This window comes from Peribacillus sp. AS_2 (genome assembly GCF_026891895.1).
Lineage (GTDB): Bacteria > Bacillota > Bacilli > Bacillales > DSM-1321 > Peribacillus > Peribacillus frigoritolerans.
This window is the reverse complement of record NZ_JAPTGA010000016.1, coordinates 81,194-101,195: the sequence shown is the minus strand read 5'-3', so window position 1 is coordinate 101,195 and position 20,002 is coordinate 81,194. Positions and strand designations below refer to the sequence as shown.

The following is a 20,002-nucleotide window of genomic DNA, read 5'->3' as shown; positions in this document are numbered from 1 at the left end:
TTAAGATTATCACAGATATTATAAAATCCGGTTCTACTATACTATAACATGCCTGTTCTTTTACGGGAAAAAAGAGCCCTCGTCGCGACTCCATCTTCTACTAAACCGACCTTTAGTTCAATAAGAAATTATTTAACTATGTATTTTATGGAACCTATCATTTTTTATAATTTTATCTGTGCATTGCCTTATATAGGCTGAAATACATATTCCGATTGGCAGCCCCAGTATAATATTTTCTAAACAAATCCAGTCTATTAAAGACTTATTGCTTATTGATTATCTCAAAATATCAAAACTTTTGTACTGGTAATTCGTCCCTTTTCAGCCAACCTTCCTTGTTAGTGAGATAAGAAAAAGTGCCAACTTCTCTTTAATAGAAATTCAGCACTTCGTTTATTTGTAAACGTTATCGAGTCGCTTTAGGCGGTTGGCACACATCACATTTACGTTGGTTATTATTTTTAAATTTCTTAAATGTCTTTTCAAAGTTGCTTCCACATGTACATTTAAATAGTAACTTTTGAGAAAAACCGTGATATTCCGTCGTCAGCAACTTACTTTCCGAATTCTTCTCAACAAATTCTTTAATTTGACCAATCGTCCATTGTTTATTCATTCTCTTACACCTCCATATTTTATCGCTATGCGGAGGCTTTTCTAGGCATCCGTTCAAAAATAGTAATTTTCGTAAGTTATTCATTATAACATGAGCCGGCACTCAATCAAACAACTCGTTTGTTGAATAAGAAAAGGAGCTGCTGAACAGCTCCTGGTCATGCACCCGTTAGTTCAACAAAATCACTTAGCCTTATTATGCAATTGAAATGACTCTTCAGAACCATCCCATTTTACATTTACTTTTATAACTTCGCCTTCACCTATTATTGCTCCATTTTCTGAACCACCTCTAATTGTAAATACTTTTTCACTAGGTGGTTCTTTGTATGCCTCAGTTTTAGTTCCGCTTGAAGTGGTTGTTTCATAAGTAAATTCCAGATTTTTCATGGAAGATAACTCTTTCAAAGCCCCCTTATATTTTAATACAAGTTCATAGCTATCTTTGCTAGAATGAGTGGTTTGTTCGTTTTTCTCTCCCCATAATTCTGTTCCTTCATAAAAATATACAGCTTCCCAATGTTCGCTTTCTCCTGTAAATTGATAATTATGCTCAGTCATTTCCTCCGAATTAGTATCTTTTTTAGTGGTTTCCAAATTAGTGGTATCCGAATTAAAATCCTTGTTAGTGCTGTTAGAACCACAAGCTGTTAAAACAATCATTAAAAATAATACAGTAAAAGTTTTCTTCAAATTAAATCCTCCTTAATGGTAAAATTGAATTTATTTTAAATTTTACCATTAAAAGGTTTTTGTTTTGGTTTCGTTTGAAAATTTTTTATTCCACTAACCTGTCCCGATGGTTCAATAAGAAAAAGAGCTGCCAAAATGCAACTCTAAAGATAAAACCTCTTTTTTGTAATTATCCAATCGTCTTCAGAACATTTTTTAATTGTACGATATTGTTCTGTTCTCCGTCGTTCATCTTATAAACGAAAACGGTATTAATGACATTGTTAAAGCTTAATTTGTAAAAGTGAATGTTTGTATAGTTATATAAATCTATAAGCTTAGTATTCAATACTGCAATGGTATTACTGATTTGCAAAAAATCTTGGATACTGCTGATTGATTTTATTTCCTTTAATTTATATGGTACTTGATTATTCATAAGCCATTCGGTCACAGCTCTTGTATACATACAACCTTTACTCAATACGAGCAATGTAATAGGTGTTTTCCAATCAAAATTGATGATATGGTCCTTACTTGAAATGATCTCGAATGTTTCGGATGCAACGATGTCATAAGTTAAGTCGGGATATTTCTTAATAGGTTCACTAATGAGTGCACAATCTAATTCAGAATTGTGCACTTTTTGGTTTATGGCATTACTGGAATCTACGGCGAAATCCACATCCATTTGAATGTCGTTCTTCATATTCAAAGTATTCGCGATATGGGCACCATAGATTTTCAAGGTTGTATGTGATGTGCCAAAATCCACTTTAGAGTTAGTTTGAATGGCACCAATGTTTTGTAAAAATTCTTCGTACTCTTGTGAAATAAGTTGAAGATAGTTTTTATACTGTATTCCTACGCTAGTGATTTTCAATCCTTGGGGCGTGCGTTTAAAAACAAGTTTCCCAATTTCCGACTCTATTTTTTTCACTTTAGCCGTAAGGGCGGATTGAGTATAGTTCGTGATTTCTGCAGACTTACTTAAATTTTGACGGTTTAATATTTCAATTTTCAATGCTATTTCTTTGATGTTCATATAGTTGGCACACCCTATAAAAAAAATTTATGAACCCTATCATTTTCCTCCATTTTACGCAACTGGGGAGTCAGAGTAAACTCTAGTTAGTTAATAAGTAGGGAGACTAGATAATGCTAGAAGCTAAAAATAAGAATTTATCCCACCGAATTATTATTGAACGATACATCAAGCATAGGGGGAGAATTTCTTAATGCATACATATTATAAATGGTTAATCGTATTGGTGGCCACGTTATCCCAAACTGCAGCAACCTTCGTGACATATGGCATGGGACCCATCGCTGCATTTTATCAAATTGAATGGAATTTAACACCACTTCAAACAGGCTTCATTGTTTCAGCGGTCAATATTGGTCCGATGTTTTCATTGCTGGCTTTCGGTTACTTGATGGATAAAAAAGGGGAAAAACACATTATCGGGTGGGGGACCATTTTATTGGGTCTCTCAGCTTTAACGCTAGTTTTTGTTAATGATTATATTGTATTGCTGCTTTTATTATTGTTGGTCGGTATATGGTACGGAAGTGCTCAAACCGGTGGAAGCACGGCCATCGTAAAATGGTTTCCAAACGAACATAGAGGTCTGGCTCTAGGGATAAGACAGACGGGAATACCGCTTGGAGGATCTTTAGCCTCTGTAGTTTTATCCTATACATATTATCATTTCAATTTGTCATCAGTACATATAGTACAAGGGATCGTAGCAATAATGGGAGGTCTGCTCTTCCTAATATTATATAACGAACCAGAAAGAACGGGTAAAACGGGATCGACCTCGGTCGGGTTCAAGGAGAAAATGAGTGTCATCAAGAATAATAAAGAGTTATATCCGATGTATATAGTGGGTGTTGTGATGATGTCATTACAGATGATTATCATTGGGCATTTTATGAGTTATTTACATAACGAAGGGGGCTATGCATTAACAGAGGCAGGAAAATATTTAAGCGTCGTTTTAATAGGCGGTATGGTTGGACGGGTAGTCATCGCATGGGCGAGTGATCAATTCTTTGAAGGTAAAAGGGAAAGATTATTGCTTATTGTTATGGCTGTTACCGTAATTCTTACAGTGATGCTGCCACTCATCCTGACTGTTGAAATGGAAATCTTGATGCTATTATTTTGTTTTCTTTTGGGTTTTGTAGCCATTGGTTGGTATTCCATTTTTATTGCTTGTATCACAGAGCAATCGGATTCACGTTTTATAGGTTTAACGGTGAGTTCAGCATTGACATTAAATCAATTATTCATAGTCATAGCACCCTCTTTATTCGGTTTAGTCGTTAATCTATTGAACAGTTATCAACATGCTCTATATTTGGCCGGAATATCTGTAGCTTTAGGAGCGATTAATTTATACAGAGTAAAAATAAAAAAAAGAACGGATCATGGGATCACCACAAAGTTTGATCAAATTAATACAAACAACCTTGATAAATGAATAAATAGAAAGGGCATGTCTTGAAAAAAGATTAATCAAAACATGCCCTTATACTATTAAAAAGATTGATCATTTTTGTGTTCCTTAATGAACTAACGCACCTGTTAGTTTAAGTACCTTCTTTCACAATCTTGTCCGTAGAGTAAACATTATTAATACGATTTTATTTACTTGCATATACAGTAAAGTAGAACACTCAACTTTTTTATGTCTCAATTTTGTTTTTGTTTACATTTTCTCTCAATAAAAAGAAGCTACTTCGTAAAGAGTAGCTTCTTTAAAAAAGTTTAGCACTATTAGAATAAATTACGGTTTAACCAATACCTTAAGTGCTTCTCGGTTGTTCATAAGTCGATAACCTTCCGGAACTCCGTCAAAGTCAACGGTTACATCAAACACTCGACCAGGTTCCAGTGTACCGTCTAAAATATCTGGTAGTAGTTCTTCCATATAAGCACGTGTAGGTGCTGGGCCTCCTGTTAGTGTAATGTTGCGGCCAAATAAACTCTCAAAGCCAACAGCTGCTTCATCATACTGCGGAACTCCAACGCGACTGATTACTCCCCCAGCTCGCACAGCTCCAATACTCATATCGTACGCTGGCTTCAGACCAACACATTCTAAAACTACATGTACTCCTTCACCATTTGTAAGCTCACGAACTTTTGCCACACCTTCTTCTCCACGTTCTGGAATAACATGTGTAGCACCAAATTCAATTCCAAGATCAGTACGTTCTTTATGACGACCCATAAGAATTATTTTCTCCGCGCCCAGTTTCTTTGCGGACATAACAGCAAGAAGACCAACTGCTCCGTCACCGATAACTGCTACTGTTGTGTTCTCATTTACGCCTCCCATTACAGCTGCATGATACCCAGTACCATAAACATCAGACAATGTTAATAGGGATGGTAGAAGAGGGGAGTTTTCATCAATCTCTTTTGGTAATTTGAACATGCTTCCTTGTGCTTGAGGAACACGAACGTATTCAGCTTGACAGCCTGTCATAAAGCCTCCATGCACACAAGAAGTCATCAATCCTTCTTGGCAATAAGGGCAAGTGTTATCTCCAATAGCGAAAGGTACAATAACCAAATCGCCTTTCTCAAATCCAGATACTTCTGAACCCATTTCTTCTATTCTTCCCATAACTTCGTGCCCCATTGCTTCGCCTTCAGGGTGATCATGAGAATGCATGCTACGATAAGGATGCAAGTCACTACCGCAAATGCAGGCAGCAACCACTTTTAATACTGCATCAGTTGGTAATTGTAATTTTGGTACTGGCAATTCTTTTACGCGTACATCACCAGCAGCGTACATAATATTTGCTTTCATATTAATTCTCCACCTTTAAAACTTTAGTGTATTTTTATAGAGAGACAGTTTCTAAAAATAAGTGCTCTCTATTTGCGTTCTACTTTTTTAAACCTGCACTTAAAAAATATGCTGGGTGTCTAAACAATTATTGAACCGTATATCCACCATCAACTGATATCGCTTGACCAATTACATAGCTTGCGGAAGAAGAGCATAACCAAAGTACAACAGAAGCAACTTCCTCTGCTTTAGCTAGACGACCAATTGGGACTGCCTTCATTAATTCGTCCATTGCGTCACTTTCCGTAGCTAACATATTTTCAACCATTGGCGTTTCGATGATTCCTGGACAAACTGCATTAATACGAATTCCTTTTGAAGCATACTCTAAAGCAGTGCTTTTAGTTAATCCCAATACACCATGTTTAGAAGCATGGTATACAGAACGTCCGGGAACACCCACTAAACCTCCTAATGAAGAGCAATTAACAATAGCCCCTTCCGTACCTTGCTTTATTAATTGAAGCAACTCATACTTCATACAAAGCCAAATACCTTTCGTATTAACATTCATCACATCATCGTAGACATCTTCCTTCAAATCAACCGTATCTGTTACTGGGTTTTGAATACCAGCATTATTATATGCATAATCTAATTTTCCAAATGTATCAACTGTTTTTTCTACCATAGCTTCAACAGCTTTCTCATTTGAAACATCGCATTGGATGGATATCGCCTGATATCCCGCGTCTATTAAGTCTTGTGCTTCTTGTTTAGGGTCATTCGTATCAACTAAAGCTACACTTGCACCTTCTTTAGCAAATAATTGTGCTGTTGCCAGTCCAATACCTCCTTTTGCTCCGGTTACAATTACCACTTTATCTTTCATTGCTGTCATGAAATTGCCTCCTTCTGATTAATTAATGTAGTTTTAGACTCAACTCTAAATCAAATAAAACATTTGATTTTTTATGATTTTTTCCAATCTAGGAAATATTGATTGATTAATCGACATCTGTCTATAATTATAATTAATAACAGAATGTCTTCAATGGTTAATCTATTGTGATATGTTGTTTTCTAGACAAATGACTTACAATTGTCGATTAACTAGCAGCTGTTATTCTACATAATAGTTTGTGCTCCACCCACAGTTAGTATTCAAATTCAAGTGTCAATTAAATATTGCACGAATTGTATATATTCAAAAAGAGAGTTGATGATGAAACGATGAAAAAAGTAGACAGAAGAGTGGCCAAGACTCAAGAAGCGATAAAAAAAGCATTTCTAGAACTCATGAATGAAAAAAAATTCGAAACTATAACTATCCAAGATATATCGGACAGAGCAAACCTGAACCGAAGTACCATCTATCTGCATTATTTAGATAAATACGATTTACTCGATAAGCTGATTGATCAGCATATCAACAAACTCACAGAAATGAACGTTTGGGCATGTGATGAGGAATGGCTAGATGCAACTTTAATCTTCGTCAAATACTTTGAGGATAATTCTTTATTCTTTTCGACAATGTTGGCAAGTAAAGCAGCAGCACCTTCTTTCCGCAGTAAATTTATAAAGTATGCCAAAGATGGGTTTAAAGAAGAGTTAAAAAAATCAAACGTAAATAATGAGGGTTTGAGCGAAGATATTATTGTGGAATTTGCTTCAAATGCATATGTAGGTGTATTGGAGACATGGATAAAGGAAGGAATAACTTCATCTTCTCAGTCATTAGCAAAGGATTTGGGGATTTTGATGGAGAGGATTCTATAGGATTTCTTCAATTATTATCTTTAAATTCACATGTGAACCTATTACAAATAAAGTAATCTTGGAGCGTCTACACTTATCTGGACAGAAAAATTAAGGTCACGTACACTTGACCTAAAACAGATGAGGAGCTCCAATTATGACAAAGCGAGAACGCCGCACATTCACGCTTGAATCAGTGATTATGTTAATTGGTTTAACAAGCTGCGAATTCATGGAACACTAGGCCACGTAAGTCCAATGGAATACAAACGATCGTCCCTTAAGAAAATTGTCTGATTTGATGTTGACAATCCAACATCTTATAGAACTAACCTGCCCCGTTAGTTCCATAAAGAAAAAGCTGCCTTAAAGACAGCTCCGATCTTGCTGATATTTCAACATGGTCTAAATAGTGTTTTATCCATTTAGTAAAACAGACAATTAATGAAAAGATTATGGCTAATATTGCATCTTGTCTCGTAGTTGTTCTTATCAGTGGCATCCAGCTAATCTTACCCATTTGGCTAACAAGCCTTGCAATAATAAAAAAGATAACAAAAAAACTAAAAAACGTTCCAACCATAATATCACCTTGCTTCATTTTTCTTTTATTGTAACATTCATATTCAACTAACCTGCCCCGTTAGTTGCATAAAGAAAAGCTGTCTTATAGACAGCTCTGATCTTCAGCTATCGCACCCGTTCGTTCATTAAGGGTTTATTCAACATAAAAAAGCCAACAGATTATTCAAAAGGAATAAGCAAAAACCCCTTCAGAGTATATTCTGAAGGGAATTTATATTACATATGAATCGAGTTAAATCTTATATAACATTATGAGGGGGCAATGCTTATGTTATTGAGGAGCTTATGTTATTGAGGAGCTTTTGTTTGCAGTAACTTCAACCCCATACCAATAAAAATTATTCCTGTTATTTTGTTTAAAATCATTCCTACCTTTTGGTTTCCTCTTAGTTTTTTTGTAGCATACGAAGAGAAAGTTGCAATAAATAGACACCATAGAAATCCAGTGAATGTAAAAGTAAGTCCTAAGATGATAAAAGGAATAGGACCTGAAACCTTTGTATCTATAAATTGCGGGAGAAACGCAATAAAAAATAAAGAAACTTTTGGATTCGTAAGACTTGTTAAAAGTCCTTGTATATATAACTTTCTAATGTTTAGTTTACTGGATGGAGCACTATCAAAACTTGCATTTGTTCTATCGATCAACATTCTAATTCCCAAATACATCAAATAAATAACACCAACAATTTTAATTGTGTTAAATAAAATAATAGATTTTGTAAGAATGATTGATAAACCCAAAGCAACAAATAACGTATGGATTAAAGATCCTGTAATAATACCAAAAACAGAATAAACACCTGCTTGTCTTCCTTGTGAAATACTTCTTCCCACAATATACATTGTGTCTGCACCAGGAATAAGATTCAATAGAATTCCTGTTAGTAAAAAAACCTCGTAATTAATGATTCCGTACATTTTAGCACCTCTTTTAATTTTTTTGGTGCCCTTATTGATATTAAATAAAATTGTATGAAAAGAAAAGATTTTTTTGTTTTTTTAAACTTCTCTTAAAGTTATGACGATTCAAATTGCATCTTAACATATCCCCTTATTCAACTAAACTGCCCCTTTAGTTCCATAAGAAAAAGCTGCCATAAAGACAGCTCTGATCTTCAGCTAACGCACCCGTTAGTTCATTAAGAAATTCAGTTTATAAGTCCTTTTAAATATGTTTTATGATATTTTTTTAAGAATCCCCAAACAATAATTAGAACCCCAAACACTACAAAGAACAAAATCGGCAGCTGAAAAATATCCATGTAATCTCCTAATGCCCATGAATTATTTGCTTCAATAACATTCTGGTAGGTATCCTTATATTCATATTGAACAATCCAATTATCCTTTGTACTCGCCACTGTTCCTAAATCATAATCATCGCTAACAATTCCTTCTTTATTAAAAATTTCATACGGATCTTCTATCATAAATGTTGCATACTGATATTCAATGGGGTAAGTGGTAGAAGGTTTTTGTGTTATATTAAATTCTTTCAACCAATCTTTTAATTGAGCGTTCTCTTCTGTGTTAAATATTGCAAGATAATTCAAATGATCCTTATGTTCGTCGAAAAGAGTTTGAATATCCTCTTTTTTGGAGTCAGAAATCACATCATCATCACCTACAATGGTTAACACATCGTTCATGATGATGCTTCTTTCTTCCTTGAAATTATATATTTCTAAGGAGGTATTTACAAAAATGATAGCTCCTAGCACAAGTGAAACCAATGAAAATAATAAGATATAACGAGCAAATCTCTTTTGTACACTAAAAAATTCTGATAATCCTTTAATCATGTGTTTTTTATCTCCAAAGTTTTCAATAGCCATTCTGCTCGCTTCTTCTTCTGATACTCCCTTTTCTTTTAACTCATGGGCAGCCTCTAATAAATGCGATTGCATTTCCTCTTTTAATTCCTGAATTTCTTCTTTATCTCCATCAACATTTCGGTAAACCGAATGAACGTATTCTTCAATTTGTTTCATTTTTTATCCCCTTTCCAATAAAACGGAAAAACAGATACCCTACAACATTTAATAAAGCAAAAGCAATAACCCAACCAGCATTCAATCGTCTATGATGATAAGCGTTAATGATTGCCCAAATTGCAAACAGTACCCAATAAATACATACACTTAGAAACAATGCAGTATATGCTGTTTCTACATAACCTTTTGATTCAACCATGACATCCCAATTTTCGTTACCTGTACCATCAGCACGATAAGAAATAAAGTGGTTAAATATTGGTTTTTCTCTAAAACTATATTCTGGTTCTTCGCTTACAGTAGTATAAAATGTCTCATTACCATAATTGGTAACCTCAACAGCACTAATGGTTACTCCTGTAATGTTTTCATTTTCTTGTACAATTTTTTGAATATCCGTTTTAGCTTGCTCGGTTATTGTATTACCTAAACTATCAAGGATTTGTGAACTAAATTGATAACTCTCATTTTGTTGATTCCTTTCAAGTGGAATAAGAATACCATATCCGATAAAACTAATTAAAAGGAATGTTAATGCTGTATAAAGTACCCATTTTGCAAATGTTCTTTGTGCTTTAAACAACTGACCAACAATAGAACGCATTTCTTTTTCTCCGCCGAAACGTTCAATGGAAATTTCAATTGCTTCTTGTTCAGACTTTCCTTCTAATTTCAACTCGTGAACAGCCTCTAATAAATGACCTTTCATTTCATCTTTTAATTCTTGTATTTCTTTTTTATTTCCGCCAACATTTTGATAAACCGAATCAACAAATGCTTCAATTTCTTTCATTTTTTCTCCCCCAATCCAAAAACGAATCAATCACATCTCTTACAAATTCCCATTCCAAACGCTTTTCTTTAAATCCTTCTTCACCCATTGATGTAAGTTTGTAATATTTTCTTCTTCCTCCTGGTCCTTTCTCATCCCCCCAGTAAGAAGAAATCCATTCATTCTTTTCTAATCTCTTTAAAGACAGATAAAGCGTACCCTCTTTTAATTCAAATTGGTCATCACTCTTTTCTCGAACAATTTTGGCTAATTCATAGCCGTACATATCCCTCTTATGTAAAAGAGAAAGGATGAGAGTGTCTATATGCCCTTTTAAGACTTCCTTATTAATTTCCAAATTATCCACCTCTTGGTATAAATATATTTTATATTACTATATAATGCAAGGTATTCATCAAAAAAACGGGTAGTTCTTAATGAACTATCCTGCCCCTATAGTTGCATCAGAAAAGGAGCTTCTGATCAGCTCCTGGTAATGAACTAACGCACCCGTTAGTTTAAGTACATTTCTTCACAAACTGTGGTTTCTATGTATTAAAATAGATCAAATCTCATTACCACTCTTTGCAAGAACACTTTACGTTAGCTTCATAACAAAAAAGACTGCTAATTAGCAGTCTTAAGCTTAAACTTTCTCTATTTAGTTAATTAAGAACATAATTTTTATTGGGTCTCTTGCATATTTATTTTTCAGGTTTAATATAAGGAACGATTTGTGCAGTGGCACCTACTGAAGCACCGCGGATAAAATCTTGATTCTCTAAGGCTTTGAAATTTTTTGTTTTTCCAGTGAGCATTACCCCTAAAATTTTCACTTCACCGAACTGCTTATTTTTATTTACCTTTAAAAATTCTTGAATTGTTTCATCATCCAAATTTGAATCATACTCTTTAAGACCATCGACAAAGCTTGAATATGATTCTTTAGGGTTGTCGGAAAGTTCAAACCCATAAACTGGCATACCAGCTGGCCCCTTGCTTTCATCTCTAATTGGAGATGCCATATACAACCATACAATGTTTAAATTATCAGGGATTTTTGCTTGTATTTCCTGTAACGTGTATGGTTTATCAAAGGAAATGGCAACTTCTGCAACGTGGTTCTCCATTTCCGAAACTTCCCCTAATTCATTTTGTACACCATCATAGTATTTTTTTATGGATGGATGATAAAATGTTGCTGATTTACTCTTTGTCTGTTTATCATACTCATAGAACTCTGTATCAGACCAATGAAATCCCGGTACTAACTCGTTCGTGTCAATATTGACTCGAAACCAATCATATGAACTTGTAAGAGTGCTCCATTGAACTACATAACCATTAAGATTCTTAGAACGGTTTGTAATAATGTTACCCCCAAACATCGATGAACTACTTGTTACTTGAGAGTCGATATAAATATTAGGTTCAGCAATGGCATTATGTAAAAAAAGCTTTCCGTGAAGCTTTGTAGAGCTTTTGGCTGCAAAGTAGTTACCTGTTTTATAAAAGATAGGTAAGAGAATTAGTACTACAATAATTGAAGTGATGATAATTTTTAGTAGATGTTTTCGTTTAGCCTTTTTTAAAGCATCATTTAACGAAGATTCCATCAATATGGCCCTCCTATTTTTGAGTGAATAAATTTACGTGCACGATATAATTTTTGCTTTACACTGTCTACTTGAATATCCAAAATAGTTGCAATTTCTTCATATGAAAAATCATAGTAATACTTTAAAAAGAAAATTTCTTTGTATTCTTTTTTTATGTCTTTTAATAAATAAAAAATCTCATCTTTATTTAAAACGGTATCAAAATCGCAATCGATATGTGATAGCTTTGAATAAATTTCCTCAGTTAAATAAATATTCTGCTGCTCCTTTTTCCTTTTCAAATCAATATATTGATTAAGTGATACTCTAAAAAACCAAGGACGTATATTGCTCTCTGTTAATTTATCTAATAGCGTGTAAATTTTGTAGTAGGTGTTTTGAATTATATCTTCTGCGTCTTCTTTTTTGGCTCCTCTCGCTAGTAATAGCTTGAACACTTCCTCTCCTAAATTGATAAGGTAGGAGGTTAATACATTTTCTTTTTTCATCTTTTGTCCTCCCTATACTTATACAACGAATGAGTGATATTAGATGTATACACTTAGAAGAGTTAAATTTCAATTTTTTATGAATTGGACTAAGTATATGATTCTTTTTCCGAAAATAAATAGCTTTATTATTCCTAAAATATTGTTTAAAGTAGACAACTTTAATAACCTCCCATCACAAGAGGGTACTGCATTTCTAATACAAAACTAAACAACTTAATTATCTATAAAGTAATATTTTTAACTATTTGGAAATACCTCTTATTCAACTACCTGCCCCGTTAGTGCCATAAGAAAAAGGCTGCCTCAGCAACCTTCCTTATTGAAGTAAAGCACCTGTTAGTTCATTAAGAATAGGTTTTTAAAGTCAGTCCTTTGTAATCAGAAACCATCTGAAGGAATTTTTCTTTCTCTTCTAAATACGGTAGGTGATTACTTTTTTCAAAAATATATAATTTGGAATTTTCCAAACCTGCATTTATTTCTTCAGAAAAAACAAGAGGACATTGGGCATCGTATCTTCCACAATAAACAATGGTCGGGATAGTAACCTGGTACAGTTCATTTTGAATGTCGTAGTTTGGTAAGTCATTAAAGGAATAATAATCTAGCCTTTTTTGTACTACTTTTCCACTGCTCGGTTTTTTAAAATATTCATCCCATCTTTCTATATTATATAAAGACATATTAGTCCATTCTCTGTTAGCATCCCTTCGCTCTTCAGTGGTAGAGTCAGGAGATTTTAATACGGCAAAAATCTTTTTCAGTTTTTTATTTAGTGGACTACGAGGGCTATAAATACTGCCTTCGTGTTCCATATATTTTTTAGTAGCAGTTGCTCCTCCAACTAATAGTTTTATCAGAGATTTTGGAAACATTGTTGCATAAATTAAACCAAGCATTCCTCCAGTTGAATGCCCTGCAAAGCACCATTTATTATAATTTAAAGCTTCTCTAATAGCCTCTAAATCCTTAGAGGTTTCTTTCATACTTAATTCCTCTTCTATACCTGCTTTGCAAGAGTTTCCTGCTTCTTTTAAGTTTATTAGATAAACTTTGAATTGATCTACAAAAGTGTCGGCGAAATAATAACCTAATTCATTAAACTCACTATATAGATGGGTAATACACACTGGTTCTCCTTCTCCTTGGGTAAAGATCTCAAACTTTCCACGAGATGTACTTATAAACATTCTCTCCCACATAATGGTCCCCCTAAAAACAAAATGTATATTATTGTAAATTCAACTTTTTTAGAGAAAATCCTTCCAAGTTACTGTTGAACTAAACTGCCCCGTTAGTGCCATAAGAAAAAGGCTGCCGCAGCAACCCCTGTTAATTAACTAAAGCACCCGTTAGTTTAAGTACAAATCTTCACAATTTTTTTTGAGAAATCGGAATAAGTCGCCACTCCAACTTAAAGATATCTCTTTTAGAAGAAAAAAGAAGAGAAGAAAAACATAATGACTTATGATTTTTTTTCATATTTAAATAACTGGAGTTTTTCAGTAACTTGTACTTCACCTATTTTTATATAACCTAGCTTTTCATAAAAATGGTGATTTCTTTTGTTCAAATAAGGAGTATATAAGCTCCAATCTTTTATTAACGGAAATTCAGACTCCATTAACTTGATTATCTTACTTCCTAGTCCTTTATTTTGAAATTCATTTCTTAAGAATAATTTACTTAATCTTAATCGGTTTTCATCTAAAGGGCGAATATCTATTGCTCCAATAATAGCGTTGTCTAACAATATTGTGTAATGAAAAAAACGCTCAATGTTTTCGATTAATTTTGCTTCCGTTTCATTTACAGGGGTTGAATCGTGGTCTTCATATAGAGCATAATCTTCTGCAAAAACTTCTTTTTGTATAGCTAACAACATATCTACTTCAGTTAGACTTGTTTTTTTGATGGTAATGTCCATCTGTGATGCACACCCTTTATTTTAATTTTAATGATAATTACTATTTAATATTATATTTTTTGTTTAATTGAACTGCTCCATAGTTAAAACAAGAAACTACAACTGTTTATATACAAACTCCCTATATTTTATAAAATTTTGCTTTTTATAAAAGTCCTTTGCAACACTGTTCTCAAACCAATAATCTAATTCTATTAAATCTATTCCTCGATCCTTCGCAATGTCATATATACGTTCCATAAGACTTGAACCATACCCCTTATTCCTCTTTGTATCCACTATGCTAATCTGGTGTACATAAACAGACTTATATCCTTTTTTTAATGCATTTTCTGGATATTCTCTTATCTCTATCCAAGCATAGCCGAGAGCTTCTTTGTTATCTTCTAACAAAAGGAAAACGAAACTTTCGTTATTAACAAGACTTTTGAAAACTTCATTCACATTTTCATAGTTATATTCCTTGAAATATTCAGGATATAAATTCGAATGTAAATCGTGCACATATTTGTTTAATTTAGCAACCAAGTTGAAATTCCGGGTTTGACTAATTTTCATAACAAATCCCTCATCTATCTTTCACTATTTTAAATAATTGTACCTTTTTATGTAATTTTAGGGAAATCTTTAACATTATGCTTCTAGAACTATCCTGCCTCGTTAGTGCCATAAGAAAAAGGCTGCCGCAGCAACCCCTGTTAATGAACTAAAGCACCCGTTAATTCCAAAAAAACTGAAAGTTATAGATGTATGCTAGTTTAATTTATCTTCTTTTTATCCTTACTGTATACATTAATTTTGTATGAATCATTTTTAACCAATGGTTGCATTTCTTTAGAATTCAGATATTTTTTAAGGATCTTTTCGATATTATCACCATGTTCCTTTGAATCAGGATCCGAGCTATTTAAAGACGTCCATATATCAATCCTAGGTTCTGGGTTGATGGAATATCCAGTCAACGTAACTTTATAATCCCTTTTACCAATTAATTCATCAGTAATGGAATCTAGAATCGTCATCCATCTTTTGTCTCGATCTCTTTTATCCATGTCTACTTTATTAATTTTGACTGAGTATTTCTCCTTTGTTGTTTTCTGCAGTATATTATTAATTTCTTTTTTAATTTCATCTGTATTTGTTTCGGTGTCCGGTAGGGCTATTTCTATTGTCTTATTGGGATTCACACCATACTGTAAGATGTGATACTTTTCAAAAACTTTATCAAGAGCCCTCGAAAGTACCATATCCTTCTTATACTTTTTTTCAAGCTCTTCAATGTGTTTCTTTTCTTCTTCGCTATAAGGAACATCCACGTTTTTTTCTATTTTAACTTTATAAGCATCATAATTGTTTGATTGTAATATATACTTCACAATACCTTCAATTTCACCTTTAACACTTTTATAATATTGATTAGAACCCTCAACAGTTATAGTTATCGTTTTATTGGGATAGTTAATATTAGGACCACTAAATTTGTAGCCCCTCTCGCTTAATTCTTCATTAATATTAGTACCAACCGGTTTTTTATTAATAATTGAGTTTAAGAATGGAATTTTTGAGACCACTTCTGCCATTGCAGGAGAGATGAAAGCTGAGCCAATAAATAAACTAAATAATATGACCAATGCGATACCAAAGTATGTTAACTTCCTGATCCAACTTACTTTTTTGATACGAGTTAATAGGATTGGGTTCTTATTTTTCTCTTGGGATTCCAATTTTTCAATATCAGTAATGATTCTTTTTTTCAGTTCTTGTTTTTGTGTTGTTTTCCACATTAAATCGGCATTTAACTTCTTTAAGGAACTATCAAAATCAGTATCTTCATATTGTTTTTTCATCCAAATACCCCTCCTTTATTAATTGTTTTTTCAATGCTGGAATAGCTCTAAAAAGAGTCGATTTAACTTTACTCTCAGACCAACTCAATATCTTTGCTGTATCCTCAATAGAAAAACCCTTGATTTTTCTTAAAACGATCACCTTTCGATATGTATCTTTGATTTCCCCTAAGGCTTTATATAGTTCAGATGATTCCTCTTTTATTCGAATCATTTCTTCAGGCAATGAGTTATTGTCCTTTTGCAAAAGAAATACTTCTTTAAAGAACTTGCTGGGTTTACGTTTTCTTAAAAAATCAACCGTTAAATTGTGAGCGATACTGAATAGCCATGTTTTTTCACTGGAATGCTGATTAAATGAATTATGATATAAATACGCTTTTACAAAGGTATCATGGGTCAAATCCTCTGCTTGTTGATAATCCTTAACCATCAATAAAATAAAGCTTAAAATGGATTTACTATGTTGGTCATACCAATCTGTAATTTCTTCTTTTCTGTACTCTGACAAGTTACCAACCCTCCTTTTCTTGAATGTTCAATACTTAGACGTATTAGCTAAATAAAAGTTGTGTTTTTGCATTAAAAAAATCTCTAAAAGTTTAGATTAGAGATTTTCTCGTTCTTTTATAGAACTGACGTTTATAACAGTTGTCTTAGAAATAAGATGAAAATCATGCTCCAAGCTCATGTTTTCCTCCTTAAAATAAGTTCATCGTTAGAACTAATATTAGTATTCCTTATGGAACTATCCTGCCCCTTTAGTTCCATAAGAAAAGAGCTGCCTTAAAGACAGCTCCGATCTTCAGCTAACGCACCCGTTAGAGAAAAAGATTAATTTTTCTTATCCTTTTCAAGTAAATCAATAATTCTATCAAGCTTTTGTTCGATATTTTCTGACTTGCTTGGTTGTTTGATAACTAAAGAACGAACAAGAAAAAATACACCAGAAAATATTCCAAATATAAAAATAAGGAAAACTAGTTGATATAACATATCGCCACTATTCAAATTAATTCCTACCTTTACAAGTACTGGTGTAAGTGTACCATATTTTTTAATACGTAATTCTTTAACACTCCCCTTAATGAACTAACCTGCCCCGTTAGTGCCATAAGAAAAAGAGCTGCCTTAAAGACAGCTCCAATCTTCAGTTAACGCACCCGTTAGTTGATTAATATTTTTTTATTTGTATTCTTTAATTGGCATAAAATTAGAAGGGGTTAATTCTTCAGACTCAATTACAATAGCAGTTAGTCCAGTAGCAGTTGCTGTTTCATGTCCTTCACCTTTTTCCCAAAAGATCACATCGTTAGCTTTTATATTTACTTTTAATTCATCATCACCACGAACCCATCCTTCCCCATCAACAACAATGAGTAATTGTGGAATAACAGCTTGATGGAAACCTACAATTCCGTTAGCTTCTAAATGCATACAACCAATTTGTGTAGGTTTTTCTGTTTTTACAATTCGAGACATAATGAAATTTGAATTAAAATGAGAAATATTTTTTCCTACTTCTTTGTCAAATCTATAAAATTCCAAAAAGATTAACCCCCTCATTTTACATTCTACTTTGTAAATACTACGTACTTAATCAATAGTCCTGTTTAAAATTTATTCTTTCACTAAATTGCCCCGATAGTTGCATAACGAAAAAGCTACCTTAAAGACAGCTCTGATCTTCAGCTAACGCACCCGTTAGTTCATTAAGCAAAATAAATAATTATGCCTTCTCTTTTTTTAATTTACTTTTAGCTAATTCCTCCCAATCTTCAAAGGACAGCTTATCAGTAATATGTTTTAAAGCATTAGGAACTTTAACGGAACACATCATTTCCAAACTGTTACCATCAGGGTCTTCAAAGTAAACGGAAGCATTTTCTGAATATGGCCGAATAAATGGCTCAATAGATTTTCTACTACCAAATGGCACGACTTTAACTTGAATAGAATCTAACCATTTTAAAGATTCTTTTAAATTTTCATATGAAACTCGAAAAGCAATATGTCGTAAGGAAGGATGGTATGGCGTTTGATACTCATTTCCCTCCCACAAACCTAACCAACTTTTTCCTTTTCCAATCCAAAAAAAAGCAGTTTCTTCATCACGCCATGCAAATTCCAAACCCAGCTTTTTATAAAACTCCATTGAAACATCTAAATTTTTTACAGGCAAATGTGCTTCAAATATTCCTTCTATCAAGTTCTCAACCCCTCTACAATTATGAATATATTACCGATTATAGATAAACACATGTTTTATACAACTAATCTGCCCCGATAGTTGAGAAGTTACTAGATTTTCTACCTCGTTAGCAAAAACAGCAGAACTTCCACCAAACACACTACAAGTCACCAATGTTGTACTTAAAAACAACGAACTTACTTTTCTTAACGAAAAAAAAGAGCATTAAACCTTTGTTTAATACTCCTTCTCAGCTATTTAAATCGTAACTTAATCAAAAAATGCAAAATAACGTCTAAAGTGACATTTACCCAATCCACTGCTTTACTCGTTGAATCCGGCGAGTCACCAGCCAATCCAAAAGAAAAACAAAGAGCAAAGATACTCCTACCAATGGAAATATAATACTAAAAATTACGATAATCAAAGCTAAGCCTTTTTCCATCTTGAAATTCTTTGGTTGAGGCGGTGCACCTAGTTTGTTGTTAGGTTTTCGTTTCCACCACATCAAAATACCTGTAACAACGATGAGCACGATTCCTATACAGATGATGAGCCCCACAATTTGATTTATCAAGCCAAGCTCGGATCCAATGTGAAGATAATATCCCGTGGTAATGGCCTTTCCTAGAAGACCATAATCTTTGTATCGAGAATCGCTCAGTACTTTCCCATTGTATTGATCGATATGTAATGTAGCTTCATCTGTAGATTTGGGAAGGAAAACCTGTACAGTGTAGACTCCTTTTGGAGCATCAGGGAAGTACACATCATATCCCGGATATAATTTCCGGGATTCAGCAATCCTTACGATCTCATCGATGGAAATAGAGGAAACATTCCCTTTTGCCGGTTCGGTCGACTTCGGTTTTTCTCCCCATACAGAGGCTGGAATTCCCGTACCTGTGTCTGTACCTATTTTTTGGACTTGCTGCCCCCAAAATCCAGTCCAAGGTAAACCGGTCAAGATTAAAAAAACAATACCCAATGACATGAGAAAGCCCGTCACTGCATGAATATCCCGCCAAAAGGCTCGCTTGCCCCGTTTTTGCCGGAGAATCAACCTTTTGAATACCACCTTTCGATCCTTGGGCCTCCAGAGATACATGCCGGTGATTAAGAGAATCAAGCCCCAACACACTGCAAGTTCTATCAGTAGATCGCCAACTTTACCTACCATCAATTGACCATGCAACTTCTCTATTTGAGCCATGAATCGATCGGCGTCATCTAGTTCTCCAACGATTTTTCCATTATAGGGATTGACAAAAACCGTTAGTGATTTATTACCATCAAGAATCCCCACTTCTGAAGATCGATTTCCTTCAACACCAGGCTTGTATCGTGTGAATTGACCATCTGGATGAGATTCTTTTACTTTCTCAAATTGTTTGGAAGCTGGCAACTTCTGACCTTCGGCTTGAACATAGTAATAATTTTTATATAGGAGTGGCTCGATCTGAGGCTTGAATAGATAAATGCCTCCAGTTATTGCTAAAAGAATCAGAAATGGAGCGAATACCATCCCAGCGTAAAAATGCCACCTCCAAATGGCTCCAGACAAGGAGTTTACGGTCCTACGTTCGTTATTTAGGGCAATATTCAAATTGATATCCCCTTTCTTTTCGTCTGTTTTTGATATTTGATATAACGGGGTCATACCAGCAAAGTATTGGCGGTATAAAAATGACAAAAAAATGGGGTATCACT

The 20,002-nt window shown here is 33.8% G+C and carries 23 protein-coding genes; 3 read left to right on the top strand and 20 right to left on the bottom strand.

The window, feature by feature from the left end; genetic code table 11:
• Positions 1 to 409 precede the first annotated feature (409 nt).
• The 3 genes from OTG27_RS22730 to OTG27_RS22720 all read right to left on the bottom strand — a co-directional run bounded on the left by OTG27_RS22730 (position 410) and on the right by OTG27_RS22720 (position 2,335).
• Positions 410 to 619: a hypothetical protein gene (locus OTG27_RS22730; RefSeq protein WP_034304456.1), complete on the bottom strand. Its 210-nt coding sequence runs from the start codon at positions 617 to 619 to the stop codon at positions 410 to 412.
• Positions 620 to 801: 182 nt separating this feature from the next.
• On the bottom strand, positions 802 to 1,311 hold the full coding sequence (locus OTG27_RS22725; protein WP_268938224.1) for a hypothetical protein: 510 nt from the start codon (positions 1,309 to 1,311) through the stop codon (positions 802 to 804).
• A 169-nt stretch (positions 1,312 to 1,480) separates the two neighbouring features.
• Complete coding sequence (locus OTG27_RS22720; RefSeq protein WP_262870500.1) at positions 1,481 to 2,335, bottom strand: LysR family transcriptional regulator; 855 nt, start codon at positions 2,333 to 2,335, stop codon at positions 1,481 to 1,483.
• 193 nt (positions 2,336 to 2,528) lie between these two features.
• Here OTG27_RS22720 and OTG27_RS22715 point away from each other — a divergent pair, with 193 nt between their 5' ends.
• Positions 2,529 to 3,779 (top strand): MFS transporter, encoded by a 1,251-nt coding sequence (locus OTG27_RS22715; RefSeq protein ID WP_268938223.1) that lies wholly within the window; start codon positions 2,529 to 2,531, stop codon positions 3,777 to 3,779.
• Positions 3,780 to 4,085: 306 nt separating this feature from the next.
• Here OTG27_RS22715 and OTG27_RS22710 read toward each other — a convergent pair whose 3' ends face one another.
• Both OTG27_RS22710 and OTG27_RS22705 read right to left on the bottom strand, forming a co-directional pair.
• Positions 4,086 to 5,120, bottom strand: coding sequence for a zinc-binding dehydrogenase (locus OTG27_RS22710; RefSeq protein WP_268938222.1), 1,035 nt, complete (start codon positions 5,118 to 5,120; stop codon positions 4,086 to 4,088).
• Positions 5,121 to 5,247: 127 nt separating this feature from the next.
• Positions 5,248 to 6,003 carry an SDR family oxidoreductase gene (locus OTG27_RS22705; RefSeq protein ID WP_268938221.1) on the bottom strand — a complete coding sequence of 252 codons (756 nt, stop codon included), beginning with the start codon at positions 6,001 to 6,003 and terminating at the stop codon, positions 5,248 to 5,250.
• Positions 6,004 to 6,335: 332 nt separating this feature from the next.
• On the opposite strand from OTG27_RS22705, the gene OTG27_RS22700 reads away from it, so the two are divergent.
• Positions 6,336 to 6,884 carry a TetR/AcrR family transcriptional regulator gene (locus OTG27_RS22700; RefSeq protein WP_268938220.1) on the top strand — a complete coding sequence of 183 codons (549 nt, stop codon included), beginning with the start codon at positions 6,336 to 6,338 and terminating at the stop codon, positions 6,882 to 6,884.
• 171 nt (positions 6,885 to 7,055) lie between these two features.
• Positions 7,056 to 7,160, top strand: a complete 105-nt coding sequence (locus tag OTG27_RS26780; RefSeq protein WP_374941282.1) for an IS3 family transposase — start codon at positions 7,056 to 7,058, stop codon at positions 7,158 to 7,160.
• 576 nt (positions 7,161 to 7,736) lie between these two features.
• Here the strand turns inward: OTG27_RS26780 and OTG27_RS22695 are convergent.
• The 15 genes from OTG27_RS22695 to OTG27_RS22625 all read right to left on the bottom strand — a co-directional run bounded on the left by OTG27_RS22695 (position 7,737) and on the right by OTG27_RS22625 (position 19,898).
• Positions 7,737 to 8,369: a LysE family translocator gene (locus OTG27_RS22695; RefSeq protein WP_268938219.1), complete on the bottom strand. Its 633-nt coding sequence runs from the start codon at positions 8,367 to 8,369 to the stop codon at positions 7,737 to 7,739.
• A 230-nt stretch (positions 8,370 to 8,599) separates the two neighbouring features.
• On the bottom strand, positions 8,600 to 9,442 hold the full coding sequence (locus OTG27_RS22690; protein ID WP_106028698.1) for a permease prefix domain 1-containing protein: 843 nt from the start codon (positions 9,440 to 9,442) through the stop codon (positions 8,600 to 8,602).
• Positions 9,429 to 10,238 carry a permease prefix domain 1-containing protein gene (locus OTG27_RS22685; protein ID WP_268938218.1) on the bottom strand — a complete coding sequence of 270 codons (810 nt, stop codon included), beginning with the start codon at positions 10,236 to 10,238 and terminating at the stop codon, positions 9,429 to 9,431. The genes OTG27_RS22690 and OTG27_RS22685 overlap by 14 nt, the downstream gene beginning before the upstream one ends.
• Positions 10,225 to 10,575: a PadR family transcriptional regulator gene (locus OTG27_RS22680; protein ID WP_098865994.1), complete on the bottom strand. Its 351-nt coding sequence runs from the start codon at positions 10,573 to 10,575 to the stop codon at positions 10,225 to 10,227. The genes OTG27_RS22685 and OTG27_RS22680 overlap by 14 nt, the downstream gene beginning before the upstream one ends.
• Before the next feature lie 346 nt (positions 10,576 to 10,921).
• Positions 10,922 to 11,833, bottom strand: a complete 912-nt coding sequence (locus OTG27_RS22675; RefSeq protein ID WP_268938217.1) for a sigma factor regulator N-terminal domain-containing protein — start codon at positions 11,831 to 11,833, stop codon at positions 10,922 to 10,924.
• Positions 11,833 to 12,324, bottom strand: coding sequence for an RNA polymerase sigma factor (locus tag OTG27_RS22670; RefSeq protein WP_054399229.1), 492 nt, complete (start codon positions 12,322 to 12,324; stop codon positions 11,833 to 11,835). Before OTG27_RS22670 ends, OTG27_RS22675 begins: the two co-directional genes overlap by 1 nt.
• 347 nt (positions 12,325 to 12,671) lie before the next feature.
• Positions 12,672 to 13,529, bottom strand: coding sequence for an alpha/beta fold hydrolase (locus OTG27_RS22665; RefSeq protein ID WP_268938216.1), 858 nt, complete (start codon positions 13,527 to 13,529; stop codon positions 12,672 to 12,674).
• Between the two features lie 263 nt (positions 13,530 to 13,792).
• Positions 13,793 to 14,254: a GNAT family N-acetyltransferase gene (locus OTG27_RS22660; RefSeq protein ID WP_268938215.1), complete on the bottom strand. Its 462-nt coding sequence runs from the start codon at positions 14,252 to 14,254 to the stop codon at positions 13,793 to 13,795.
• Between the two features lie 96 nt (positions 14,255 to 14,350).
• Positions 14,351 to 14,812, bottom strand: a complete 462-nt coding sequence (locus OTG27_RS22655; protein ID WP_268938214.1) for a GNAT family N-acetyltransferase — start codon at positions 14,810 to 14,812, stop codon at positions 14,351 to 14,353.
• Positions 14,813 to 15,012: 200 nt separating this feature from the next.
• A complete protein-coding gene (locus OTG27_RS22650; RefSeq protein ID WP_268938213.1) occupies positions 15,013 to 16,101 on the bottom strand; it encodes a DUF4179 domain-containing protein in 1,089 nt (362 codons plus the stop codon).
• Positions 16,085 to 16,612 (bottom strand): RNA polymerase sigma factor, encoded by a 528-nt coding sequence (locus OTG27_RS22645; RefSeq protein WP_268938212.1) that lies wholly within the window; start codon positions 16,610 to 16,612, stop codon positions 16,085 to 16,087. Before OTG27_RS22645 ends, OTG27_RS22650 begins: the two co-directional genes overlap by 17 nt.
• 323 nt (positions 16,613 to 16,935) lie before the next feature.
• Complete coding sequence (locus tag OTG27_RS22640; protein ID WP_268938211.1) at positions 16,936 to 17,112, bottom strand: DUF4083 domain-containing protein; 177 nt, start codon at positions 17,110 to 17,112, stop codon at positions 16,936 to 16,938.
• 174 nt (positions 17,113 to 17,286) lie between these two features.
• Complete coding sequence (locus OTG27_RS22635; protein ID WP_268938210.1) at positions 17,287 to 17,649, bottom strand: cupin domain-containing protein; 363 nt, start codon at positions 17,647 to 17,649, stop codon at positions 17,287 to 17,289.
• A 181-nt stretch (positions 17,650 to 17,830) separates the two neighbouring features.
• Positions 17,831 to 18,310, bottom strand: a complete 480-nt coding sequence (locus tag OTG27_RS22630; RefSeq protein ID WP_268938209.1) for a VOC family protein — start codon at positions 18,308 to 18,310, stop codon at positions 17,831 to 17,833.
• Between the two features lie 289 nt (positions 18,311 to 18,599).
• Positions 18,600 to 19,898, bottom strand: a complete 1,299-nt coding sequence (locus tag OTG27_RS22625; RefSeq protein WP_268938208.1) for a PepSY-associated TM helix domain-containing protein — start codon at positions 19,896 to 19,898, stop codon at positions 18,600 to 18,602.
• Positions 19,899 to 20,002: the final 104 nt, after the last annotated feature.